General features: G+C 50.6%; 17 protein-coding genes. All 17 read left to right on the forward strand.

Annotated features, from left to right (window positions below; genetic code table 11):
- The first annotated feature begins 9 nt into the window (after positions 1-9).
- Positions 10-639 carry a type-F conjugative transfer system pilin assembly protein TrbC gene (trbC, locus tag SJI19_RS19530; RefSeq protein ID WP_323479933.1) on the forward strand — a complete coding sequence of 210 codons (630 nt, stop codon included), beginning with the start codon at positions 10-12 and terminating at the stop codon, positions 637-639.
- Positions 636-2474 carry a type-F conjugative transfer system mating-pair stabilization protein TraN gene (gene traN / locus SJI19_RS19535; protein WP_323479934.1) on the forward strand — a complete coding sequence of 613 codons (1839 nt, stop codon included), beginning with the start codon at positions 636-638 and terminating at the stop codon, positions 2472-2474. Before trbC ends, traN begins: the two co-directional genes overlap by 4 nt.
- Positions 2474-3271 carry a type-F conjugative transfer system pilin assembly protein TraF gene (gene traF, locus SJI19_RS19540; protein ID WP_323479935.1) on the forward strand — a complete coding sequence of 266 codons (798 nt, stop codon included), beginning with the start codon at positions 2474-2476 and terminating at the stop codon, positions 3269-3271. The genes traN and traF overlap by 1 nt, the downstream gene beginning before the upstream one ends.
- Before the next feature lie 112 nt (positions 3272-3383).
- Positions 3384-3596 carry a hypothetical protein gene (locus SJI19_RS19545; RefSeq protein ID WP_323479936.1) on the forward strand — a complete coding sequence of 71 codons (213 nt, stop codon included), beginning with the start codon at positions 3384-3386 and terminating at the stop codon, positions 3594-3596.
- A complete protein-coding gene (gene trbB / locus SJI19_RS19550) occupies positions 3593-4219 on the forward strand; it encodes an F-type conjugal transfer protein TrbB (protein WP_323479937.1) in 627 nt (208 codons plus the stop codon). Before SJI19_RS19545 ends, trbB begins: the two co-directional genes overlap by 4 nt.
- Positions 4220-4429: 210 nt before the next feature.
- Positions 4430-5797 carry a conjugal transfer pilus assembly protein TraH gene (gene traH / locus SJI19_RS19555; protein WP_323479938.1) on the forward strand — a complete coding sequence of 456 codons (1368 nt, stop codon included), beginning with the start codon at positions 4430-4432 and terminating at the stop codon, positions 5795-5797.
- The gene (traG, locus tag SJI19_RS19560) at positions 5790-8915 is read left to right on the forward strand and encodes a conjugal transfer mating-pair stabilization protein TraG (RefSeq protein WP_323479939.1); all 3126 of its coding nucleotides are present in this window, start codon (positions 5790-5792) and stop codon (positions 8913-8915) included. The genes traH and traG overlap by 8 nt, the downstream gene beginning before the upstream one ends.
- A gap of 46 nt (positions 8916-8961) precedes the next feature.
- Positions 8962-9534, forward strand: a complete 573-nt coding sequence (locus tag SJI19_RS19565) for a hypothetical protein (protein WP_323479940.1) — start codon at positions 8962-8964, stop codon at positions 9532-9534.
- Positions 9535-9655: 121 nt separating this feature from the next.
- Complete coding sequence (gene traT / locus SJI19_RS19570; protein WP_323479941.1) at positions 9656-10387, forward strand: complement resistance protein TraT; 732 nt, start codon at positions 9656-9658, stop codon at positions 10385-10387.
- Positions 10388-10858: 471 nt separating this feature from the next.
- A complete protein-coding gene (traD, locus tag SJI19_RS19575; protein WP_323479942.1) occupies positions 10859-13474 on the forward strand; it encodes a type IV conjugative transfer system coupling protein TraD in 2616 nt (871 codons plus the stop codon).
- A complete protein-coding gene (gene traI / locus SJI19_RS19580; RefSeq protein ID WP_323479943.1) occupies positions 13471-19050 on the forward strand; it encodes a conjugative transfer relaxase/helicase TraI in 5580 nt (1859 codons plus the stop codon). The genes traD and traI overlap by 4 nt, the downstream gene beginning before the upstream one ends.
- Positions 19051-19124: 74 nt before the next feature.
- Positions 19125-19919 carry a thioredoxin domain-containing protein gene (locus SJI19_RS19585; RefSeq protein WP_323479944.1) on the forward strand — a complete coding sequence of 265 codons (795 nt, stop codon included), beginning with the start codon at positions 19125-19127 and terminating at the stop codon, positions 19917-19919.
- 143 nt (positions 19920-20062) lie between these two features.
- Positions 20063-20320, forward strand: a complete 258-nt coding sequence (locus SJI19_RS19590) for a replication regulatory protein RepA (protein WP_323479945.1) — start codon at positions 20063-20065, stop codon at positions 20318-20320.
- A gap of 282 nt (positions 20321-20602) precedes the next feature.
- Complete coding sequence (locus SJI19_RS19595) at positions 20603-21658, forward strand: Replication protein (protein ID WP_323479946.1); 1056 nt, start codon at positions 20603-20605, stop codon at positions 21656-21658.
- A gap of 1620 nt (positions 21659-23278) precedes the next feature.
- A complete protein-coding gene (locus SJI19_RS19600; protein WP_323479947.1) occupies positions 23279-24157 on the forward strand; it encodes a hypothetical protein in 879 nt (292 codons plus the stop codon).
- Between the two features lie 12 nt (positions 24158-24169).
- Complete coding sequence (locus SJI19_RS19605) at positions 24170-24694, forward strand: hypothetical protein (RefSeq protein ID WP_323479948.1); 525 nt, start codon at positions 24170-24172, stop codon at positions 24692-24694.
- Between the two features lie 116 nt (positions 24695-24810).
- On the forward strand, positions 24811-25041 hold a 231-nt coding region (locus SJI19_RS19610), incomplete at its 3' end, for a hypothetical protein (RefSeq protein WP_323479949.1).

Raw genomic sequence — 25041 nt, forward strand, 5'->3', positions numbered from 1 at the left:
GGACTTATCATGAACAGATCCCTGATTTCGACGCTGATGCTCAGCGCCGCGCTGCTCTGTGCCCCATTTACGCAGGCGGCGGAACAACCCAGCGTGTCCGGCAACGACATGACGTACATGAAGCAACAGCAACGAGAACTCGAACAGTTTCAGGCACAGCTGAAAGGCATGAACATCACGCTTCCACAAGCACAGCAGGGGCGGGTGTCTCAGTTTAAAAATGAAATTGCCGCCTCCCAGGCAGAGCAGAACAGTGCGGGGCGTACCACTCCGCAGGCGGTCTATTTCGTGAGTCTTGGTATTCCCGAAGAGGGGCTACTGCCGATGCTGCAGGACGCGCGGCGCTTTGGTATCCCCGCCACGCTTCGTGGCCTGCTGGATAACGATTTTCGTAAAACGGCGTCGGTGATGTTTGAACTGTCAAAAAAGGACAAGCAGGCGGGTGTCCAGATAGACCCAACGCTTTACCAGCAGTATGGCATTAAGGCTGTTCCAGCGCTGGTCGTGACCTGCGCGGGTAAATATGACGTGCTCTACGGCAGCTTGCCCATAAAACAGGCGCTGGAAGAAGTGAAACGGCGTGGAGATTGCGGTGTCACTGCAACACAACTGCTGCAGAACGGGGAAGGCATAAAATGAATCGGTTTTTTCTGTCACTTCTGCTGTTGTGCGCACATGGTGCACAGGCCGACGCGGTGAGCGATGCCTACAACGCCGGTTCAAGCTACGGTAAGTCTAACAGTGGCCAGGGTACCTCTGGCATGAGCAATACCTCGCCATCCAGTGTTATTCCCGGATATACCGCCAGTCCTTCGCAAAGTGGCTACTACGGTGGTGTGCAAGGGGGGGATGGCGGCATTGCTGATAAGGGACAAACCGAATTAAGTAATAATGATGCTGCAAAGGCAATAAATGATTCATCCACCAAAAACCCTGCAACAACCATCGACCCTAATGCAATATTTATTACTACGGGGAAAGCGGCTGAAGCAAATGCGGATTCTATAACGAGCGGTACGAACTCTCAATGTACTGATACAACGGTATCAAAATCTACTTTTCAAAATTATACCTGTGATAAAGATGTCGCTGTAACTCAATCATGTAATAGGTTGGTATCAATAGGTGGGAAGTATGTTAATACCAAAACAAATCAAAGTGCGGTTATAAATACGACTGATTTCACGTACTCTCTTGTGGGACATGAGGTTCATGCAACATTTATGGCACCATTTACTGGAGATTTGCAGTGGGGTAATATTGTTTGGAGTGGGTTTGTCGTATGGAAGAGCAAAGTCAATGTTTTAGGTAATGTGGTTTCGGTTCCTGCTAGGGATTCAGGAACGACCTCGCAAAATATTTCAGTCTCTGGGTATCATATAAATCAGGGTGATATTATAACCCTCACTATCACGATCTCAGCAACTGGCCACGAAAGTATTTTTTTGAATGCTATAATAAATCAGTTTAGAAAAAATGCAGAGTCACTTATCTTAAGTATAACAGCAATGACAACAGTCCAAACATGGCAACCTCAAACTAATGTTCAGCAATCATGTGATGATCTTAGTGTCGGAGGGAAATTAATAGGAACCCAATGCACAGTTTCTGGCGGCAATAGAACTACTGTTGTTAATGGAAAGACCTACACTGTTTATAGCAATTGTTGGCAATATACAGACACCTATTTGGTCACCCCTGCAAGTAATGGTAATTGCGGCTCATTGATGAGCGATCCCAATTGTACAGCAGCAGGTAGCAGCTGTACTGAGCATACAGCTGGGCAATGCTCGCATCAAAAAATAACGTATCAATGCCAAAAAATATATTCATCAACCGGCCTTTTATGCGGTAGCGACTATTTCTGCCAAACAGGCGACTGCAGCGATACCAGCGGTGCTGGGGACAGTGGTTTTGATACAGCTGTCGCGAAGCTCGCAGGGCTCGCCTCGGCTGGTGACGACGTCAAAAATGACCAGATTAATGTGAAGGCATTCACTGGCCAGTCAATGTCTTGTCGCAAAGCGATGGCCGGATTTTCCAACTGCTGTGTGGATTCAGGATGGGGCAATAGCGCGGGACTGGCTAACTGCAACAGCGAGGAAATGGCTATCGGGAAAGCAAAGGCTAAGAAAGTGGTAGTCAGTGTTGGCGAGGCTTGTGCCCATGCGGTCCTGGGGATCTGCATTCAGAAAAAACAGGTGTACTGCGTGTTCGGGGGCAAACTTGCTCGCATTATTCAAGAACAAGGACGACGTGACCAGCTCGGTGTCAGCTTCGGTAGTGGCGATTCCCCGAATTGTCGTGGCATCACCATACCGGAACTGCAAAGCATTAACTTTGACCTTATCAATTTTTCGGACTTCTACACCGACCTGATGACTAACCAGAAAATCCCTGACGCCGCTACGATGGGGCAGCAAGTCAAGGTTCGCATTGCCGCCCAGGTTAACGCACAGACCGGAGGGAAGTGATGAAAAAGCTGTTGCTGGCCTGCCTCATGGTTTTTTCTGTACCTGCATTTGCCGATGACGGGCATTCGCCTGCCGACACTGTGGTGTCATCCGTTGATCCCTTCACCGGTTGGCACTGGTACAACGAACCGAAAAAAAAACCGGTGGTGTCGCAGCAAAAACCTGCGCCCACGCCGGTGGTACCGGACTTTAGTAAACTGTCACCAACGGAGCAGGCGGATCTGCTAAAGGGCTACACGCGTGAGGCCCTTGCTCGCGCCATTCTCCACCCGACCAGCGAAAATACGGCGACGTTCCTACGTTGGCAGAAGTTCTGGACGGACCACGCCTCGATGTTCAGCCAGTCGTTTGCGGTTGCGCAGCTTAAACATCCGGATCTTGACTATAACCTCGAACATCCTCACTACAACAGCACCGCACCGCTGCAAGAGGCGCGCGCCCAAGCCGATCAGGCACAGGCTATCAGCAAGCTGTCCGGTCAATATGGGCTGTTTTACTTCTATCGTGGTAACGATCCAATTGATGCGCAGATGGCCGGTGTGGTAGCGGACTTCGCCCATAGGCGACACATCTCACTTATCCCGGTCAGTGTGGACGGGCAGGTATCGCCGCAGGTGCCAGACAGCCGACGGGACGACGGACAGAGTGCAAAGATGGGTATAAGCCACTTCCCGGCATTGTTTTTGGTTGACCCGGCATCACGCAACTTCCGGCCGCTGGCGTACGGTTTTATGACGCAGGACGACCTGGCAAAGCGGTTTCTCAACGTGGCCACCGGATTTAAGCCTCAATTCTAAGGACATGACATGCTTTCACTAACTGAAAAACACCAGGCGCAGTTGATTAGCCGGCTGGTCGGCATTGTTTTCTTGCGGCCCAAAAACAATCCAAGGTGTATGGAGGATAACTATGAATAAGCTCCCGGTGGTGGCCTTGTTCTTCATGTCTGGCATTGTTGCCAACTGCTTACGGCAGTTACTGGCGTATTCACCAAGCCTGACGCACCAGGTGCTGGTTATCGCGACTTTTTCTTGCCTGATGCTGGCGGGTGGGGTGTTTATCGTCGCTGAAATTCGCCGGCATCGTAAATCCCGTGAGCAGAACAGAGAGGCGAAACTGTGAAACTACAGGCAATCATCCCTTTTATTCTGATGCTTTCACCTCTGGCCTGCCACGCCACTGTAGCGGATCAGATAGCGGCGCTTGATCACGCTAAAACACAAAAAGGTTGGGTGCCAGCGCTCCCTGACCTTGGCCTGCCGGCTGGCCGGGCAGCAGCAGCTTCTCGACTACCACAGTTGATGGCGCTGGCCGATGGGCGTGAAGTGAACCTGAATAACTACGCCATTGTGGTGTTCATGCAGCGCGGCTGCCAGTACAGCGCGAAATTCGACCCTAAGCTGAAACAGTGGTCAGATCAGGCCGGAATTAAAGTATACCCCTACACCCTCGACGGCTACGGCGATAGTGCGTTCCCTGTTGCACTCATCCCCCGCAAAGTGGGCGCAAACGAACCGATTGCAGGCGAAATCCTGACTTTTTTTGGTAATGGGTTGCCGATTGCTACGCCGACAACCTTCATGGTTAATGTGACTACCAACATGGCCTATCCGCTCTATCAGGGTGATACCGATATGGCAACGTTAAGCCAGCGCTTTGCACAGATGATTGAAGCAGACCTTGATCACTTAGCGCCCGACACGTTAGGCCCTGTTCCCAGCAGCCAGGCACTCACGGCGCAGTAACTTCACGCACAGCCATTAAACGTAAAACCTCATACTGAACCCCTGACGCATACACGGCTCAATACGACGCCATTGTCTGTTGATGCCTCAATGTCGACGAAGATTGGCTTGCTGGATGTTTTCTACGTTGTTTTTATGCGCAATATTTAACCGTTAAAGCGGAGTTAATCCCATGAAACTCGGTAAGTTAATAAACGGGAGCCTACATCCATGAGGCTCCGAAGAACAATAATTTGTGCGCTGGCCGTCATGTGCATAAGCGTTCCGGCGTTTGCCGACGTTCAGGGTGACCTGAATGGATTTTTCGGCAGTCTCGGTTACGACGGTAACGTCTCAAAGGCCCAGGCATGGCAGGGGCAGGCGGCAGGCTATGTGACCGGTGGTTCGGTGTACCTGCGTAACCCGGTTAAGCAGGTGCAGCTCATCTCGATGCAGGTGCCTTCACTTAACTCCGGCTGCGGCGGCATTGATGCCTATCTTGGTGCGTTCTCTTACATTGACGGCGACGCGGTGCAGCGTTTCGTAAAACAAATCATGAGCAATGCCGCTGGCTATGCATTCGACCTGGCCCTGCAGACTATGGTCCCAGAGCTCAAACAGGCTAAGGACTTCTTGCAGAAACTTGCCTCCGACGTTAACTCCATGAACATGAGCTCATGCCAGGCGGCACAAGGTATCGTTGGTGGTCTTTGGCCGGTATCGCAGGTCTCCAACCAAAAAATCTGCCAGGACATCGCCGGTGATGACAACATTTTTTCTGACTGGGCGGCGTCGCGGCAGGGTTGTACCGTGGGGGGGCAGGGTGACAGCGTCACCGGCCGTGCCTCTGATAACCAGAAAGATCAGGTGCTAAAGAACAAGAACCTCATCTGGGATGCACTCGGACGCAACCACCTCTTCGATGGCAACCGTCAGTTGAAGGAGCTGGTTATGAGTATCGTCGGCTCGATTATCTTCAATAATGCAGGGCAAGTCACCATCTTGACGCCGATGGTCGACAACCGGGATGTCATCACGGTGCTGATGCGCGGGGGGACAGCTAAAATTTACGGTTGCGACGAGCCTGACTTGTGTCTCGGGCCGACGGTGACCAATGTGAATATCAGTAGCGATAACGCACTGGTGACGATGGTGCGAAATATCATGCTATCAATGGACCAGAAACTGACAGACGACATCGGTCTGACCGATAAGGAAAAGGGCTTTCTTAATACCACCTCCGTGCCGGTATTGAAGTATCTCACCAATTCGCAAAGTATGGGGATGAGTCCGACCTACCTGATTCAGGTGGCTGACTATATCGCGCAGGATTTAATGATCCAGTACCTGCAGGAGTTGGTGAAGCAGGCAAGCCAGTCGCTGGCTGGTAAAAATTTCCCGGAGCAGGCGGCGAGTGAATTACGTAACAACGTGGCCCAAGCCCAGTCACTGCTGGCCAACATGAAGTTGCAGTCAGCGGCAGATCAAAATGCGCTCGACGGCATTGATCGCAATATGAAGTACCTGCAACAGCAGGTATCAACCATTATTTCGACCTCGTATCAGAGCAACTACCATTGGGGAAACAGCAATGACTGAGGTATATACCATTTATGGTGGTGACATGTGGCGGCAGATTTTCAACGGCGTCGTCACTATTATCGGCTCGTCCACGTTTGACACGCTGATCCGCATTGCCAGCCTCTTCGGCGTGCTGGGTGTCATGGTTTCGTTTATTAAATCCCGTGATCCTCGCGTTTTTATGCACTGGCTGGCGGTGTTTATGATTATCACTTCCGTACTGCTTGTGCCGAAGCGTTCCGTACAAATCATCGATATCACAGACCCGGCAGGGGTGTATGCGGTGGACAATGTACCATTGGGACTGGCCATGATCGCGGGGCTGACAACCGCTGCGGGCTATGGGGTGGCGCAATTGTATGAATACACATTGTCCCGTCCCGATTCGCTGACCTACACCAAGAGCGGTATGTTATTTGGTTCGAAAATCGTGGCGCAGACGTCTGATTTTCACACACAGAACCCGCAACTTTCACAGATGCTGCCAGACTACGTGGAAAACTGTGTGATCGGTGACATCTTGCTAAATGGTAAATACAGTATTAACCAGCTGTTGAACAGTACCGATCCACTGACCCTTATCACGAATAATCCCAGCCCGTTGCGCGGTATTTATCAAACGACCAGCAACGGCAGGGAGTTTGTCACCTGCCAGCAGGCTGCCGCGACGATTAAAACACTGATTGGGAGTGATATCTCCGTCGGGGGGGTAAGCTGGCACGACATGGCCATTCATATTTTCGGCAACAAAGTGAACGCGGATTCGCTTCTGAGTAACGCGATGGACGAAAGCTACGGCTTCTTTTACTCCGGTGGACTGAGCGCGGCGCAAATTATGCGTAACAACGTGACTAACTCGGCCATCCAGGCCGGCTGGAAAGGTTTCGCCGCGCGCTCGTCAGATACCGCCAACCTGATGAATCTGGCAACCGAGTCTACCCTCACCAAACAGCGACTGAGCTGGGCTGCTGGAAGCGCTATCGCGGCCCATACACTACCCATGTTTCAGTCACTGATGATGCTTATTCTTATCGGTCTGTTTCCTTTGGTGATCGCTCTCGCGCTGATCAACCACACTATTTTTGGGCTCAATACGCTCAAACTTTACGCGGGTGGGTTCCTTTACTTCCAAATGTGGCCTGTGATGTTCGCCATACTAAACTCGCTGGCCAACTTCTACCTGCAATCGAAAACCGGTACTACGGCGCTGGTACTGGCCAACCAAGATCGCGTAGCGCTGCAACACTCTGATGTTGCCAACATCGCGGGCTACCTAAGTATGTCAATACCGTTGTTGTCGTTTTACTTGACAAAGGGCGCGGCATCAGTGGCTTCCCAGGTGGTTGGTGGGGTGATGAGCTCGGCGGCATTCGCTGCTGGAGGGCAGGCATCAACCACAGCGGATGGCAACTGGTCGTTTAACAACATGTCAATGGACAATGTGAACGCCAACAAATTCGAGACCAACCTGTCCCAGCGTATGGGCTCTCAGTCATATCAGTTGGCTAACGGGGCGATGCGTACGAATACGGCAGACGGACACAACGTGTATGAGACCAGCGGGGCCATCTCTAACCTGCCGGTCAACATGCGGTTGAGTTCCCTGGCCAGTAGTGGCTTCCATGAGCAGTCCAGACAGGCGCAGCAGAATGCTCAGACTGCACTAGATGGCTATAACCACAGCGTGACCAGCAGCTTCCAGCAGTTGAATCAACTGACCAAGCAGAGTGGTAACAGTGTAGCCATGACACAGGGCAGCGACAGTAGTGTGGCCACTAACGCTACCCGCGGTGCCAGCATGATGATGTCAGCCGCTGAAAATTACGGTAAGTCCCACAACATCTCCACGCAGGATGCTTACAACAAACTGATGGATATCACCAATCAGGGGTCAGCCGGAGCAGGAGCGTCGGCTAACGTCAGATTTAATACGGGTGACCAACTGGCAGGGAAAGTCGGTCAATGGGCTACCGGCGTGAGTGCGGGTGCAGAAGGTCATCTTAATGCGGGCTGGCGGCATACCTCGGGCAGCGCACATGGTACACAGAACAGCAATTCCGAAGCGAAAGACTCCCGCCACGACGAAAATAGCCAGGCTGTTCAAGACTTCCGTCAGGGCCTTGATAAGGTGACTTCGGCACGGCTCAGTGAGTCCGGTAGCCACACTGATAATCAGTCTAACTCTCAGGTAGAACAGTATGCGGCCACACTGAATAATGCGAAAAGTCAGTACCATCAGTACACTGATAGCAGCACAAAAAGCCAGGAATTCAGTCGAATGGCGACGCTGGCACAAAACGAAAGTGCAAACCTGGATGCAAACTACAATCAAGAGTTTGTGGACTGGACTTCGGCTAAATTTGGTAATGATGCCCAGGGTATCCTGACCAACGTAGGGTCAGCGCGTGAGGCAGCAACAGAGTTTATGAAAGAACGTTTGGAACCAGAAATTATGGAAAATTATGGTGCGCGAACTTTACAGACAAATACCCAGCCACTGGAGCCATCAACATCATTGAATTATGGATCAGCTGGTAGCCCACGACAGATATCTAATTCGCCTATTCCTGTGCCATATGGGGCAACTGCCTTGCCAACCAATAATGGACGTGGTGAAGGTGGCCAGGTGGTTGCAGACAGTTTTCCACAACATATGACAACCTCAGCTAGTGCGCATGGTGAATTGCAAAACAGCCATCATATTTTGGGGGGGAGTACTAGGCCGGCTGGCTCTGGTGAGGTAAATCTATATAACCATGAGCGGAATATAAATGTACAGGGGGGGCAACCTTCAGCGGCAATCACTGAAAATTTCCATTCCGCGACCAACCAGGTGGGTGAGCATGCTGAGAGTGCAGGAATTAGGAATAATATAGCGGAGCAAGTTGCAGCACGAAGATCTGAAAATTTGGGAGTTATTAGCGGAAATAATGGAAAAATAGATCAAAACAAAACCACTGTCCAAACAACCAGTGATATATTAAGAGGAGAACATAGCAGTGCAGTAACTGGACATAAAATTGGGCGTACGGAAGAAGAGATTAAGCAATCACGCCCATTGATTGACGGCGAACAAACACAAAAACTAAAGGATAAGCTTGAAAAACTTAGAGAGCAGTTGAGAGAGGCTTCGTGAGAACCGTTAATCTTGATGTTCTGCGATAATACACAGGAGAAGGAATATGTCAGAATTAAGTGTAAGGGGTGTCAATGAGGATTTATCATTGCTGGTAAACAGCCTAAGCGATTCAGATAAATTGATCCCATCTTTTGTTGAAATTGCAAAGCGAAGTATGGTCATTCCCTGTTTTTCTATCGCCTTAAGCTTTATTGGAGTGGTGAATTTTTATTTATCTTTAATGGCTGAACGAGCGATCAGTCTATCCAACTTTCGCGTCTTCTTCTGGGAGGAAGGTTGGTATCCTGTAGCCGCTTCTGTCGTTGTAGGACTACTATTTTTTATAATGAGTTATACGAATCTTACACTATATATGACGATACCAAGTGACATTCGTAATAAATCACTTGTTATGAAACATATAAGAGGTTTGATAAAAAAAACTATTCTAATTTTCATTTCACTAATTTGTTTAGTAACTGTATTTACGGGTGTCGTGCCGGCATTGACGTTCGCTGTTCCAGGAATAACCTTTGTTTTCCTCTTCGCCATAAATATAGTGGTTTCGGTCGAGGTTAATCGCCTTGGAATGGGACCAATGATGGAAAAAATCAGCAAGTTAATCAAAAAGATTTAAGTTATATCTCCAGTTGCCGATAACCCTTCCGTAACTTTCATTGAAGGGTTTAACCCACATATTTCATCTAAATAGATCTCTTTGGGTCCTCTTGCCCACTTTTTTGACAAGGAAACAGCAATTGAAAAACCGCAATTCACTCGTGGCGGCTGTGGTCGCTTCATGTATCGTACTTTCTGGTTGCAGCGCGATGGGAACAGCCATCAAAAAACGTAATCTCGATGTCAAAACCCAGATGAGCCAAACAGTCTGGCTGGAGCCGTCGAACGAGAAAACCGTTTTCTTGCAGGTGCGTAATACCTCAGATAAAGACATGGGCGATCTCCAGACATTATTGGCGCAGGACCTGCGCGCCAAAGGTTATACCGTAACCGCTTCACCAGATGCCGCCTATTATTGGATACAGGCGAACGTACTGAAAGCAGAAAAAATGGACCTGCGACAGGCACAGGGTTTCTTGTCAACGGGCTATGAAGGTGCAGCCACCGGCGCGGCGTTAGGCGCTGGGATCACGGCGTTTAACAGCCACTCGGGCGGTGCAATCCTGGGAGTAGGCCTGGCTACCGGGATAGTTGGTATGGCGGCGGATGCGATGGTAGAGGACGTGAACTTTACAATGGTGACCGATCTGCAGATTTCCGAACGCAGTAAATCCACGGTGTCCACCGATAACGTGGCGGCGCTGCGACAAGGAACCTCCGGCGTGAAGGTGCAGACCAGCAGCGAGGCGGGTAACCGCATGAAGTACCAGACGCGTGTGGTCTCAAACGCCAACAAGGTGAACTTGAAGTTTGAAGAAGCTAAACCGGTGCTGGAAGCTCAACTGGCAAAGTCCGTCGCCGGGATCATGTGACCAACCTGCAGGGGAGATACACTTTTTATCCTGCAAAATACAGATGGCATACGCCCGTGTGCCATTTTCTGATATTCCCTGGACCTAACACCTCAATGTGCCGCGATTATGCAGTTGTGTGGCCGTGCCCGTTTTTCAACCTGTGATATTCCGCTTCCTCACCCTGATGCGATACTCCCGCGTCAGGGCTGTGGCGAGCGTTGTCCCCAATAGCTCCCTTACACTGAAGGAAATGATCATGAAACACATCACTAACCACGGGCTGCAGGCCGCCTGCTAACCCTGAGCCAGCATACGCGGTATCTGGTTCAGATATGTTTAGGGCTATCGTTCGGCTCTGAATCACTCTTCACGCCCCTGAATTTTTAGCCCTTCTTTCGTGCCGGTTTTCGGCTCATCGATTTCTTTTGTAATTTTCACCTAGCTGCCCCTCTGGGCGGCTCATACCTGCGCGTTCGCCGGAGCTGATACATGAGTTTCACACCTAAACACCTTACTCAGGGTGGCCAGATGACGGCCTACCGCCTGCGCATGTTTGCACAGGTCAATCAGTGGATTTTCCACTGGATCCTGTTGTTGTTCTTTGTGGCAACGGGCGGCATATTCTGGGCGGTTACCCCGAGTGATGTGCTGCGCAATGGCTTTTGGTACTGGTACGGGGTGTTCTCCTCCGGTCTCCCGACGGTAATGAACCGGCCAAGTTCAGTCACCTGGGCTATCAACTGGCACTGCGGCAACGGGCTGCAGCTGTGCACCACGAAGATGACACTCGCACAAGTACTGTCTGATCCTTGGATGCATGCAATGGGCGCCCAGTTGGTCGCGAACATTAAGCTTTGCGCCGTCGTTTGCGGCACTGCTTCTTTCCTTCTGTACTGTGCCATCGTCTGGTACGTCGGGCGCATCGGAAAAAAAGAGAGCGAAGACCAATACATCTCCGGCATGACACTCACCGACGATGTAGCCAGTGTAAATCGGCAACTGAAAAAAGCTGGCCAAAAGTCAGACCTGCAGATAGGCGGTTTGTACATGGTCAAGAACGCCGAGGTGATGAACTACCTTATTCACGGCACTATCGGTGTTGGCAAATCGACGCTTATTCGCTGGCTGCTCGATTACATTCGCAGGCGCGGTGACCGTGCCATTATCTACGACTCCGGTGGCACCTTCATCGAGACACACTTTGACGAGCGTCAAGACGTGTTGATGAATGCACATGATAAGCGCTGCCCTAACTGGGTACTGTGGCGTGAGTGCCCGCAGGTAGTTGACTATGAAAACCTGACGGCCTCGCTGATTCCAGTGGAAGGCGAGTCTGACCCGTTTTGGGTGTCCTCTTCGCGTACCATCTTTAGTGACACCGCGATGCAGTTTGCGTCGGATAAAGACCGCAGCATCGAAAAGTTTCTCACCACACTTATGTCGCTGGATCTGAAAAGTCTTCGTGAGTTTCTTAAAAACACACCCTCTGCCAACCTGGTAGAAGAAAAAATAGAAAAAACGGCGATCTCTATTCGTTCCGTTCTGACTAACTATGCCAAGGCGCTGCGCTACTTACAGGGACTGGATCAGGAAGGTAAACCTGAGTTCAGTATCCGCGAGTGGATGACGGAAGCGAAATACGACAAAAGCTGGCTGTTTATCTCGACAACTGCCCGCCATCGCAAGTCTGTACGTCCATTGATTTCTATGTGGCTTTCACTGGCCACGCTTTATTTGCAAAGCATGGGTGAAAACAGCGATCGCCGCGTTTGGTTCATTCTCGACGAGCTTACCAGCCTGCAAAAAATACCGGAACTCAACGAGACGCTGGCCGAGGCGCGAAAATTCGGTGGCTGCTTTGTCATCGGTATTCAGAACATGCCGCAACTTATCAATATCTACGGGCGTGAGATGGCCAAGTCCATTTTTGACCTACTGAACACCCGAGCCTATGGCCGTTCGCCAAGTGCCGAGGTGGCCAAAATCGTCGAAGACGAACTGGGCCACCAACGCCGTCGTGAAGCACGCGAGCAAAACAGCTATGGGCAGGACTCTGTTCGCGACGGTATCTCGCTCAGCCGCGACAAAGTAAACGAACCGGTAGTTGATTATGACCAAATCATGTCGATGCCAAACCTGCGTTTCTACGTGCGTCTACCGGGTGAATATCCCGTGGTCAAGCTGGCGCTCAAGTACCGTCAGCAGAAAAAATATCACCCGGCTCTCATCGAACGAAATTTCCGCGACCGGCTTAGTCCAGAACTGGAAGACCTGATTCATACCAATGAGCGCTGCGGCGCAGCCGCAGGGATCCACTTCCCATCGGGTGACGAAGGGCTGGAAGATAAAAATGAAGACACCGAACTGGACAATTTCGTAAATGTGTCGCGCCGACCGTCCACTCAGCCTCTATCTGAAGGTTCGCATGCAGGATCATCCGGCACTGTGCCGGCAGATGTCGCTCCCGTTCCAGCCAATCTTTCCACTCAGGCCGACGAAAAAACAGAGAAGCTTGCCAGCCCATCATTTCACAGGACTGATCCGGTTGTAACCCCGTTAATCGTCACATCTTCGACGGTTCCGGTAGCCTCCCCACCGGTAACGCCGAAAGTAAGAGACGTACCCATAGCGTCTTCTTCGCCTGATGCGGAGCCCAGCCGCGCCCATGAGGTGCAGAGCAACAACGTTCGTGCTTTCCCAGTCCGTGTCAGTACCGCTGCACCTGGTGCCGTAACCGGTGGAACGGACCGAAGTATCAGCTTGATGCCACTGGATCGTATACGTCGCATTCAAGACCGCAACAGCAGTAATGCCGACGAATCCACTGAGACCACAGAAACTACCGAGAGCAGTACCGAGCCCCAGGGCGAAACGCCTGAACTGCAGATGGAAGTCGAAACGGATGAGCGGGGGGCACTGACTCTGCGCACGGCCGGCGCGCGTAAGGAGACACACGAAAGCCGTGACGAGACTCATGCGGCAGAGTCCGGGCGGGCCAATCGCTCGATGGCTGACGATGAGCAGAACATCCTGCGTCACCACAACGATTACGAAGCGTATCAGAACATGAATGAGCATCATGAACCCGGAGGCTTTGAACGATGATGACCGTTGCCCCCGTAGCGTCTGCTGCAGATGCTGCGGGCTATTACAGCAGCAAGGATAACTACTATTTCCTAGACGATCTCCAAAGCCAGTGGCTGGGGGAAGGTGCCCGTGAACTGGGGCTTCATGGGGAAGTTGATCTCGACATGTTCACCAATGTGTTACGCGGTCGTTTGCCAAATGGTGTTGAGCTCGGAAAGGAGGTGCTGGGCAACCATGTGCATCGCCCTGGCCACGACTTCACCTTTTCAGCGCCTAAAAGCGTGTCAATGCTGATTCTTGCCGGCGGCGACAAACGCCTGCTGCAGGCACACCATGAGGCAGTAAGAGAAACACTGGCTGTTATGGAGCAGATGATCTCTGCACGGGATACGAAAGAGGGCGTGACGTCCATTGTGCCCACGGCAAAGATGGTGGCGGGGGTTTTTACACATGATACCTCGCGAAACCTCGATCCACAGATCCACACACATGCCGTTGTCGCGAACGTGACGGAGCAAGACGGAAAATGGAAGGCGCTTGCTACCGATTATATTCATGGGGCTGGTTTCATTGAGACGATATACCGCCACCAGGTCAGTTTCGGCAAAATTTACCGGAATGCCCTAAAAGGGAAGGTTGAAGTGCTTGGGTACGAGACGGAACCTACGGGCGGAAAGCATGAACTTTGGGAGATTAAGGGCTTCCCGGAAGAGGTGCTGGAGGAATTTTCCTCACGACACCGTGAGATCCACAGCCAGGTCGGGAATGAGTCTTCACTAAAAAGCCGCGACGTGGCAGCGCTTGATACTCGTCAGAAAAAAGTAGACATCAGCCGCTACGGACTCAATGAACCCCCTGCTGACGGTGGGCTCACTCAATTTTCTGCTGAGAAACCACCGACTACAGTCCAAAACGGCCTGGTTTTACCATCGGAACGCTCACGTTCAGATGAGCATCAAGGCATTACTCAGACTTCCCCGGCTCAATCCTCGTCGATGGAACCAGATGAACCGGAGCAGGAGCGTTCAGAGGATAGTGGTAGCGTAGAGCCGAAACAAGCGGAAAAAGGAGATGGAAAAGGAAGCCCTATGCAGCCGCCTATTGCTAAACCCGAGACAGAGGCTGGACGGAACCGTCTGCAGGCCAGATGGCAACAGAAGATGGCCGACCTGAATTTTAATATTCGTGAAGTGATGGATGACGCACAGGAGCGCGCATGGCATCCGAACCATCAGCCAGAACGCCTGCTCCCGCCTGACGCTATGCAGGCAGTGCGTACCGCTATCTCGGTGCTGAGCGACAACCGGACGCGTTTCACCTATGGCGATCTGCTAATGACGGCACATGAAGTGGGAGAGGCACAGCAATCCATTCCAGATCTCCGTACTGCCATTGACCGGGCCATTAGCCAAAATCTGTTGGCACCGCTTGATGGTGATAAGGGGGTTTTTACCTCTCATATTCACCTGTTGGATGAACTTTCCGTTCAGGCACTAGCGGCTGACAGGATAAAGGAAGGTAAGGTGGTGAGCTTTCGGATCCCAGACAACGAGACACCCGATAGACTCAAATCGGTGGAGTTCGCGCCGGCGGCCATCCTGAACGCGCCCGCCTCTATCAGCCGGCTGCGCGAGGTTACTGAAGAACTGGTGACGATGTCACGTGAGCACGGGCGTGAAGTAAAGGTGCTGGCTAGCTCCGCGGAACGCGGCATGAGCCTCGGAAAATCCGCTTTGCTAAAAGATGACATTCTTCTTCGAAGTCGCGTGCTGGATAAGGAGTTCACTCTTTCGCCGCACAGTACGCTGGTCGTGGAGGGTGCTGAGCGCCTCGGGCTTAAAGAAGTGCTGGTACTGACTGGCGAGGCAAAGGAGAAGGAGGCGCAACTCATTTTTCTGGACAGCGCAGGGCGACAGTCCAATGCTAACTCGCTGTCAGTGCTGGCGTCAGCCGGAGTGAATCGGCACAGTCTTACCGAACCAGCTCCCGGGCTTGAGGCGCGCATTATTAGCATTAGCGATAAGCGTGACCGCTATCGTGCATTGGCGGAGCGTTATGCAGACCTGAGTTCCCCTGAGACACCTGTCACCGCAGCGGTGGTCGGCGCGCGCGAACAGCAGCAACTCACGGGCGTTATTCGTGACGCGATGCAGAATGCCGGCAAGCTTGGCCGCGAGGGCATTATGGTGGAAGCCCGCACCCCTGTGTATGCCAGCGTGAAAGAGCGTCGCCTTCCTGCAACGTATCGCGATGGCATGGTATTGGAAGATCGTACAGAAAAAAATGATACGCGGCATTACGTGATAGAGCGCGTTTACGAGGAAACTCGCATGCTGTCACTTATCGACGGTGATGGCGTGCTGAGCCGCGTGAAACTCAGTGACCTGAGCGGGGATTGGCGTCTGTTTACCCGCGAGCAACTGAGCGTGGTACAGGGTGAGCAGTTGTTTGCACTGGCCGCAGATAAGACCAATGGTCTGAAAGCCCGCGACCGGCTAACGGTGACGGCGATCGGGAACGGAGAGTTGACGGTGCAGCGTGAAGGGCAGCAAAAGCCTTTACGCGTGGCGACAGACCGACCGCTCTACTTGACTCATGGCTACGTGAGCGCCCCGGGTAGCCGTGACAATGAGCGAGGCGTGGTTCTGGCGAGCCTTAACGCCCGCGACCTGTCCGGCAATATGATGAACGCGCTGGCACAATCTGGTCACGAAGCGGAGATTTTTACCGGTGAGGCGCAAAACCGGGCGGAAGAAAAACTGGGGCGCATGCGAGGGACCCGTTCACCCCTTGCTCTGGTCCGGCAGGTCAGCGGGAAGGAGGATACCAGCGAGGCGCTGACCGAGTTGAACTCTGCGCTTCTGACCGACGCGCAAAAGGCTGTCACTCGCGCTGTAGCACAGATGCGAGACGTGGCATTTTCCGAAGTGAAACTGCTGGAACAAGCTGGCGGGTTCCTGAATAACCTGGGCGCACTGCGTGAAGAAGTGGCGCGGCAGGTGAAAGCTGGTGACCTCATTTCGCTCAAGGCCAGGGGCGGTTTTGTTGCCCGCGCGACCTGGGAGATGGAAAAGGCCATTATCAGGGAGATAGACAGTGGCAAGAACACCCAAAAACCACTGATGGCGCATGTCGACCCCGTACTTCTGAATGGCCTGACTGCAGGTCAGAAGGCCGCCACCACGCTGATCCTGCAAAGTCTTGATCGTTTTACCGCCGTACAGGGCTATGCGGGTGTCGGTAAAACTACCCAGTTCAAAGCGGTGAAAACGGCCATTGATACCCTGCCGGAAGTTGAGCGTCCGTTGATTGTCGGACTGGCACCGACGCACCGCGCCGTAAAGGAGATGCGCGATACCGGTATCGAGGCGCAGACGCTCAAGTCGTTCGTGGTGGACTGGCAGCAGCGCACAGCGGCGGGCGAGGAGGTGCGCTATGGCAATACACTGTTTCTCATTGATGAATCCTCAATGCTCGGCAACCAGGATACCGCAGCGGCCTACCGGGCCATTACGGAAGGCAACGGGCGCGCGGTGCCGGTGGGTGACGTCGCGCAGCTGCAATCGCCAGAGAGTGGCGCACCGTTTCAACTGATGCAGGAACGCAGCTCCATCGATGTGGCGGTGATGAAGGAGATCGTACGCCAGCGCAACGACGACCTAAAGTCTGCAGTCTACAGCGTCATTGAGAACAAAGCCGGGGCAGCGTTGGAGCAAATTGAGCGAGTGTCACCTGAGGTCGTATCACGGCTGGAAGGACTGGCTCCTCCGTCGGGTTCGGTGGTTGAGACAACATCGCCGGTTGAGGCGATAGTCCAGGACTACATGAGCCGCACACCTGTAGCCCGTGAACAGACCATGATAGTGGTTCAGCTGCATGAGGACCGGCGGGCCATTAACGACGGAATTCACACGGCGATGGTGAAAACCAAAGAACTGGGTGATAAGGCCATCACGATCCCGGTGCTGGATCGTATTACCGGCGGCCGGCACGATTTCAACCGTATTGAGGACTGGAAAGCCGGGCAGGTTGTGCTGGCAAACGATCGCTACCTAAACGTGACGGGAGTAGACCGGGCGACCGGGCGAGTACTTCTGCACGATGAGAACCGGCGTATGCAGTACTATTCGCCAGCGGAGCTTAACGTCACGGAAATTGAAGTCTTCGAGCACAGAAAAATTGAACTGCGTGAAGGTGACAGCGTACGCATGAGCAAGACGCAGAAACAGGCCGGGCACGCCGCGCATGTGCAGTACCGGGTGGAAACCTTGGGAAACAATGGTGAGATCGTCTTGAAGAACCAAGACGGCCAGAAAGTTGTTGAGCCTGGGAAAAACCGTGCCGACCAGCATATTGATTATGCCTGGGCGGTGACGGGCTATGGTGCTGAGGGAGCCAGTTCGGACTATATGATTGCGCTGGAAGGTACAGAAGGAGCGCGCGAAAGAATGAGCGGCATGCGGGCTTTCTACATCAACGCCTCCAGGGCAAGAGAACACGTCCAGATTTATACGGACGGACTGAAGGCTTGGATTGCCACACTGCGGCAGAAAGATGACGGGCCGGCGACGGCGCATGATGCGCTGAAACCAGAATCCGAACGTGAGCAGGCCAGAAGCATCTGGGCGATGGGGCAGCCAGCGTCAAAAACAGCTATCGGTCGCGCGTTTCTCCGTGAACAGGGACTCAAAGACAACCCGATAAACGCGCGCGTCATCCCGTCGACCAGGAAATATCCTGCGCCGCATCTGGCGTTGCCGGTATACGACAGGAATGGAAAAGCGGCAGGCCTGACGCTTATCCCCCTTCAGTCCGACATGGGGCAAATTCAAACCGGGCAGGTGCGGCAGTTACTCACGGAGGGTGCGCAGGCGGCAATACTGCAGAAGAGCCGCAATGGGGAAACTCTCATCCTGAGAGACCTGCCGCAGGCTTTGACGGCGGCCCGGGAAAATCCCAAGTCCGGTGTCATCATAATGACGGGAGTCGTCGAACCGTCAACACAGCTGATGAAAATAACAGGAGGAAAAGCGCCACTGCCTGAAGGTACGGTCAGCGTGGCATTGCAAGAAGAGGAAAAACAGCCAGAAAACATTATCATGACGGATGCCCTGCCTGCTACCTCAGAACTGTCGGATGCTCAGGTTCGTTCGCTCATCGAAGATACTCAACGGCTTCCAGAGGTGTCCGACACACTGGCAGAGGACAAGTCGGTACACAGCAAAAATAATGAAGAGGAGAGGTTAGCGAACCAGCTTCTGCCTGGCACTGACGGTGAGCAACCCGGCATCGAGGAAAATCAGGATGTGAAACAGGGTGAGAAGATCAGCGATGACATGCTCCTTCTCCGCGCTGAGAACCAACTGAGCCGCGACACTGGCTTGGCTGATGTTCGTATTATTCCTGATAGGACGCCTGGTATGGAAGATAAGGGGCTCGAAGAAATACGTCTTGCCAGTGAGTTGGCTACGATTCCGCGTGATGAAAAACACCTGACAAACGACGTTCTAGCAGAGCAACAGCGCGCCGAACGTCAAATCGATCACCTGGAATCGACGCCAGGGCACATTAAACACATCCAGAAAGAACGTTAATCTCGCAGTCCGGCTCCCTGCCGGCTACGTGTCTATTCACTCGCCGGCAACCACCGGTATCCAGAGATAACACCATGAACAACCGTTTTAAAGCGGCGGCGCTTTTACTTGCCTCGAGCTTTTCTTCTGTCTCGATGAACGTAATTGCTGCTCAAAGCGCAGAATTCACCCCCGCCCAGCAGGCCCGCATAGGAGAAATTGCATCAGATTACCTGGTGGCACACCCGGAAGTACTGATCGAAGTCAGCAAAAAACTTCAGGTGCGTCAGGCTACCATGACGGCACGAGCGCTGACATTGGCGGCACTGCATCAACACCGATTACTGATGCAGTTGGATGGGGTGCCAGTTAAGGGCGCGGCAGACTCGAAAGTCATTGTGACTGAGTTTTTTGACTACGAATGTATTGCCTGCAGCATGATGGCGCCCGCCATGGAACAGGTCATAGCCAATAATCCGGCAGTGCGCTTCGCATTCCGTGACTGGACTATCTTTGCGGGAAGATATCCGGAGTCCACCCAAGCGTCGCATCGCGGGCTGGATATTTGGCGACAGAAGGGCGCAGATGCATACATGGCCTACCACAATGGCATTTACCGCACTGGCCATAATGAGGGAAAACTCACTGCCGGCGATATTGAAAAGGTGGCTACCGAGACAGGCTCAGGACCGGAAAACGTGAACAAACGCACACAGTCAGACAGTCTGATTGAGGGTAATGACACGTTAGCGGATCTGCTTGGATTGACGGGAACTCCGGGAATTATTGTTATGCCGGCAGAGAATGCCACAGTTGAAAATACAACAGTGATCCCAGGCGTCGTCACTGCTGCCGTTATGCAACAGGCGATAGACAAAGCCAAGCAGTAATGATCGGGATTTTACGCCTATTAGGCATTTTTGTGTGTCATCTCGCGCCAACGAGAATGCAAAAATGCTATTTATGCTGCCGAGTTACGCAAACTGTAGTACGCTTTGCCAAACGATCATTTTCAGATCTTTGGGGAGGTAAAATGTCACAATCCGCTAATGCAGTTACTTCCTCATCGAAAATGAAGCGCCCTTATAGGAAAGGCAACGCGCTTAGTGACGCAGATAAGCAGCGAATGTCTGTTGCACGAAAAAGAGCAACTCATAAAGAAGTGAAGGTTTTCATTGAACCTCAACTCAAAGAATTACTTATGAGTATGTGCGAACAAGACGGATTAACGCAGGCTGAAGTCCTTGAGCAGTTAATCGAACGCGAAGCGCGTGAAAGGAATTTGCCTTGATGGGCTTACCTTCTTGATACTTCAGTTAATGAGTGTTAGATTGCTGATCGAGTAGATAATTTTTTGGTGGGCCACGCCGGAAGGTGGCAGGGAATGGGTTCTGAGAGACAGTTTTACAGACCCAAAAAAGCAAAAACCCCGATAATCTTCGCTAAGTTTGGCGACTGTAGAAGATTAACGGGGCCCAATAAAACTGTATAGAGTTTGTTGCTCTATGCAGGGAGTATAGATTTATGTGGTTTAAAAATCAACTCCCCCGGCACAACATAAGTGCTGGGAGTAGTGTCTGAACATGCTATTCCTCTTTCTCCTGTAGAGAATGCTAGGGCATATCGTCACTCACTTCGTGGTGAATCCAACCGCCAACGCAAAGGGCAGCCCAAAACACACCGTAATCACCAGCCGGTGTTCAACGGCAAAACACCCCGTGGCATGGCCGCAAAGGTTGTTGCCTGTTTTCGTGGCCATGACTGGTGTCGCAATCCGGATCTCATTGAACTGCGCCAGCAGGGCTACACGCCGTACTCACGTATGTTCGATCCGTCCTTCCAACCAAAGCCGATGCGTATCACACCGCGTTCTGAGAGCCGAGAGGCGCTTACCGCTCTATCACTCGTGCTGGCGGCGAACTGCGACTACAGCCCAGACAGCGAGTACATGTTTGAAGTCATGTTGCCGGTTGAAGATATGGCCCGGCGCATGGGCGTATTGCATGTGTATGAAAGTGGTCGTAAGGCGTATGACGTGTTACTTAACGCACTCCGGGTCATGGAACAGATGGATTATGTGGTTGTTCATCGTGATCGTGATACGGATTCTGGCCAACACAAACCGATCCGCATTTTCCTGACAGAAAAATGTTTCACGTCGCGTGGCATGACGGTGGAGAACGTGCGGGAGTCGTTACACAAGTACCGCCAGTGGGCGATAGCCTCAGGTGTCGCTGAGTCTCTGCGCGCTAAGTATGAGCGTCATCAATTAAAGATGGCCAGGTTAGGCATCAACATCGACAGCCACCATTCCCTCAAAAACAGACTTAAACAAATTAAACGTTGGGTAGTCAGCCCAGAACTGCGCGAAGAAAAGCAACGTGTGTCGTCCGACCTGGAAGCTGTGCTGGACGAGCAGGCACGTAAACTGCGACAACTACGGCCAAGTACCAAGTCAGCCCGTTATGAGACCGCCTGGCGTCGATATGTGGCCAGCGGCCAGCTCACGACGGCCAGGCAGATGATGCTGGAAACCGCGCTGAAGGCGGAGTTCTCTCAACTGCAGCTAACTGACACAGAGAAGTTCTACCGATTATTGCTTGAGCGTGCCGGCGTTCCGCTGACGTAGACCCCGTATACCCTGACCAATCACACATTCCTGCGTCCTTCGCGGGCTTTATGCTGGCACTTTTCCGGTTTCCGGGTGCCTGGCAGGATTCCCCCTGCCGGCAATTCGGCAAAAACCGTCATTGTAGGCATTGTCAGCGTGATTCGACTCACCGGTGCTGGCCATCAATTGAATAAGTATCCCATTAATTTCGAAGATGCTGTAACAGTACAAGAAGGCGACCATTAACTTCGAAGCTCTTTCCTCGGATATTGTTAATTTCGAACGTTACTTCTGAACAAAACAAGCTTTCTAAAGAAAGAGTACTCCAGCCGGCCTTCGCGCGGCTGGAGAGTAGCTCCCTTCGCTTTGCTCAGGGCAATCCCTCCCGCAAACATCACCGCACACTTCTCAAAATCCAAAAAAACAAAAGTAGCACCCCGGACAAGTCCGGGGCATAAATAGGTGAACAAATTAGTTACAACATTCATTGTACCTAAATACTCTGAGTGGCCACCTAACTACCACCGATCGACTCAGCACCCCCGCCCACCTCAAAAGCCGCCCCGCCCCGGGCCAAAGGCCCGGAACAGAGTGGCTTTAAAGTGGATGTTGTAACTACTAACTAAAGTATCGCGGTAAGAGGTGTTGCTTCAGCATTCGAATACACGCCCGTAGGCGCCCAAAGGGCGCCAACGCGGAGATACGCCCCGGACTACGGCCAAGGCCTTGCCGGGACCACTCCGACGGCGCAAAAAGGCTTCTACATAGCTATTAGCGGCTTTAGTCTTGCAGGGCGAGGGATGGGATTGGTGAAACCTATCAATGCAGGGCGGCTGCGCCGCGTCACTGGCGACCCTTACCCTCAAGGTTCTTTATAGCAACGGTTGTCGCCGGCATGCGCGATGCGCATAAAACCAAAATCAAACGATAGCTAACTAATTGTAAAACAGCAATTCATCCAAACGCCGGCACGCGAGTTAACGCGTTGGCCAGCCCGTTTCGCAGCTGCTACCGCCCCAGTTTATTTGAACAATATCACCCGTGCGCCCGGGCGTGGCCTGGATGTTCGCCGGGCAGATCACTATCGCCTGGCGTAATGTTGGCACCCGTTAGACATTCCGGTGATTCTGTCCAGTTCTGCTGGCACTAGGGGCTCTCGCTTGGTATAATTTGTGAACGGTTATATTGAGGGTTTGCCATCTCATTACAACAAACGAAGCCAAAATCCAAAGTGTTGATAGCTACTCTGATACTGGCTGGCTGGTAGGGGTTTGAGGGCCAATGGAGCGAAAGCCCACGTTAAGCGTATATCACGCAGTAAAAATTCATTTATTGGTGAAGTAATTGCATAAAAATGCAGTTTAAATCAGTCGATGATCAACTTGAAAAAATTGCAACTAATTGAATTATCGTCAAATAATTCCTTAGCGTATGAAACCTTTCCATTAGCCCTCGAACCCCTATTTATAGAAAGTTTGACCTTAAAGTATTTCTTTGTGATTTTTCAATTTGTTGATGACTACGCTTTATAACTTGCTGTTCTAACTGTAAAAGTTATACTTTCGATAGTGATTGTTTTTGTTTTTTAAAGTAAACATATAACTTGTTGTTTTTTTTGTTTTATTTTAGAGATTAACTATGAAAGTTTACTGCACGCCTGTAAAAATTGTTTGTACTAGTGGAAGGTTTGGAGCATCTACATTCCTTGATAGTAATGCGAAAACTCAGACCACTGGAATGGACTATTTAACTTTAGATAAAAATGTATTTTTCAGATTTTACGAAGATAAAGATGTTTTCTCTTGTGTAATTTTAACTATTAAAAGTTCTAAGTCTTATGTTTCTGCAAGTCAAATAAAGCAGGACTTTACCCTGAGTATGCATGGCACCGGTAAAAATAGTATTAGTGAGGCAAACATGCTAATAATAAATAAAAAAAACTTGCATGGGGTTTATGTTCACAATGAAGGGTCTATGCATCTTAGTATGTTTGAAAGTAAGTTCAGAGGATTTTATAATCTTTCCATAAAAAAAACACTTGGGAATAAAAAAAGAGATGAAAAAATAGCTATAGAAAGAATAGTGGATGATGCAACCCTTATGGATAAGATTTCCAAATATTCTTTCGTTGATGAAATAAATGCTACATTTTATAATTCCGTGGCCGCTACACGTTTTTTGAACTCATCTGTATATAATAAGACTAAGAGCATTAGAGTGACTATGCGAACAAATAAACTTTCTATTAAAGCAAAAAATGCAAAGGTAGATTTGGCTGACTACTTAAATACACTGGTAAATGCTCAAGCGGGAAATGTTAGTTTCAAAGGAAGAACATCTAGTGCTTCAGATGGAGAAACTGTTGGAGTTATAGATAAAGCTAATAGTATTGAAACTTTAGACCATGATGACTATCTAACTCTGCTGAATGGTATGAAATTGAGCGCGTTTCTTAGTAGTGATGTTTACAAAGGCAGGAAAAAAATTGTCCTGTCACATAGGCTAACTAAGAGCTAGTGAGGTGCTAACATGATATCGAGGAATGTACTAATAGGTTTTTTATTTGGTGGGCTGATCTATTGCCTAGCAATATATATAGGTGTGAATGTAAATTGTGGTGTAGATAATCTTATTGATGCATATCAAAAATATATGCGAGGGTATGTTTTTTCGGCTTACCTTGGCATATCATCATTTCTTTTGTCTTTGTTAACTTTTGTTGTGATAAACTTGAAAGAGAAAATGTTTGACTCTGCCGATTATAAAAATATATATATAAAGTTTAACAAACTTAATTTAGGCGATGACATATCAAAGAAAGAGTTGTATAAGCCTTTAGTTGTTATAACTACTGCATTGGTTATATCTATAATTTGCTGTATAGTTTCTTCAATACTTCAGTTTACTCTTGGGTTTTCCAATAACAAATATATATTAATAATACCAACATTAATGCCTTTTATAGCTACATCATTCATGTTGATTTCATTGTATCAAATGACTCAGCTTATATACCAGTGGTTGAGGGCTGAAGGTGTTATTAAAGTGGTTTGACGGGGTTTCAGGCCAATGGAGCGAAAACCCACGTTAAGCGTATATTACGCAGTAAAAATTCATTTATTGGTGAAGTAATTGCATAAAAATGCAGTTTAAATCAGGCGATGATTAACTTGAACAAATTGCAACTAATTGAATTATCGTCAAATAATTCCTTAGCGTATGAAACCTTTTCATTGGCCCTCGAACCCCTGATACGGGTCACTGGTAAGTTTTTTAGTTGTCCTGCGTATTTTGTTTATCATTTAGGAGATATTACTGTGCGACTAATTTCATGTTGGGTAATTGCAGTGGTTTTGACTGGTTGCGTAGATAATGTTGCGCCCGTAATGACACAGCAGGAG

Source organism: Acerihabitans sp. TG2 (assembly GCF_035013185.1).
Classification (GTDB): Bacteria; Pseudomonadota; Gammaproteobacteria; order Enterobacterales; family Enterobacteriaceae; genus Acerihabitans.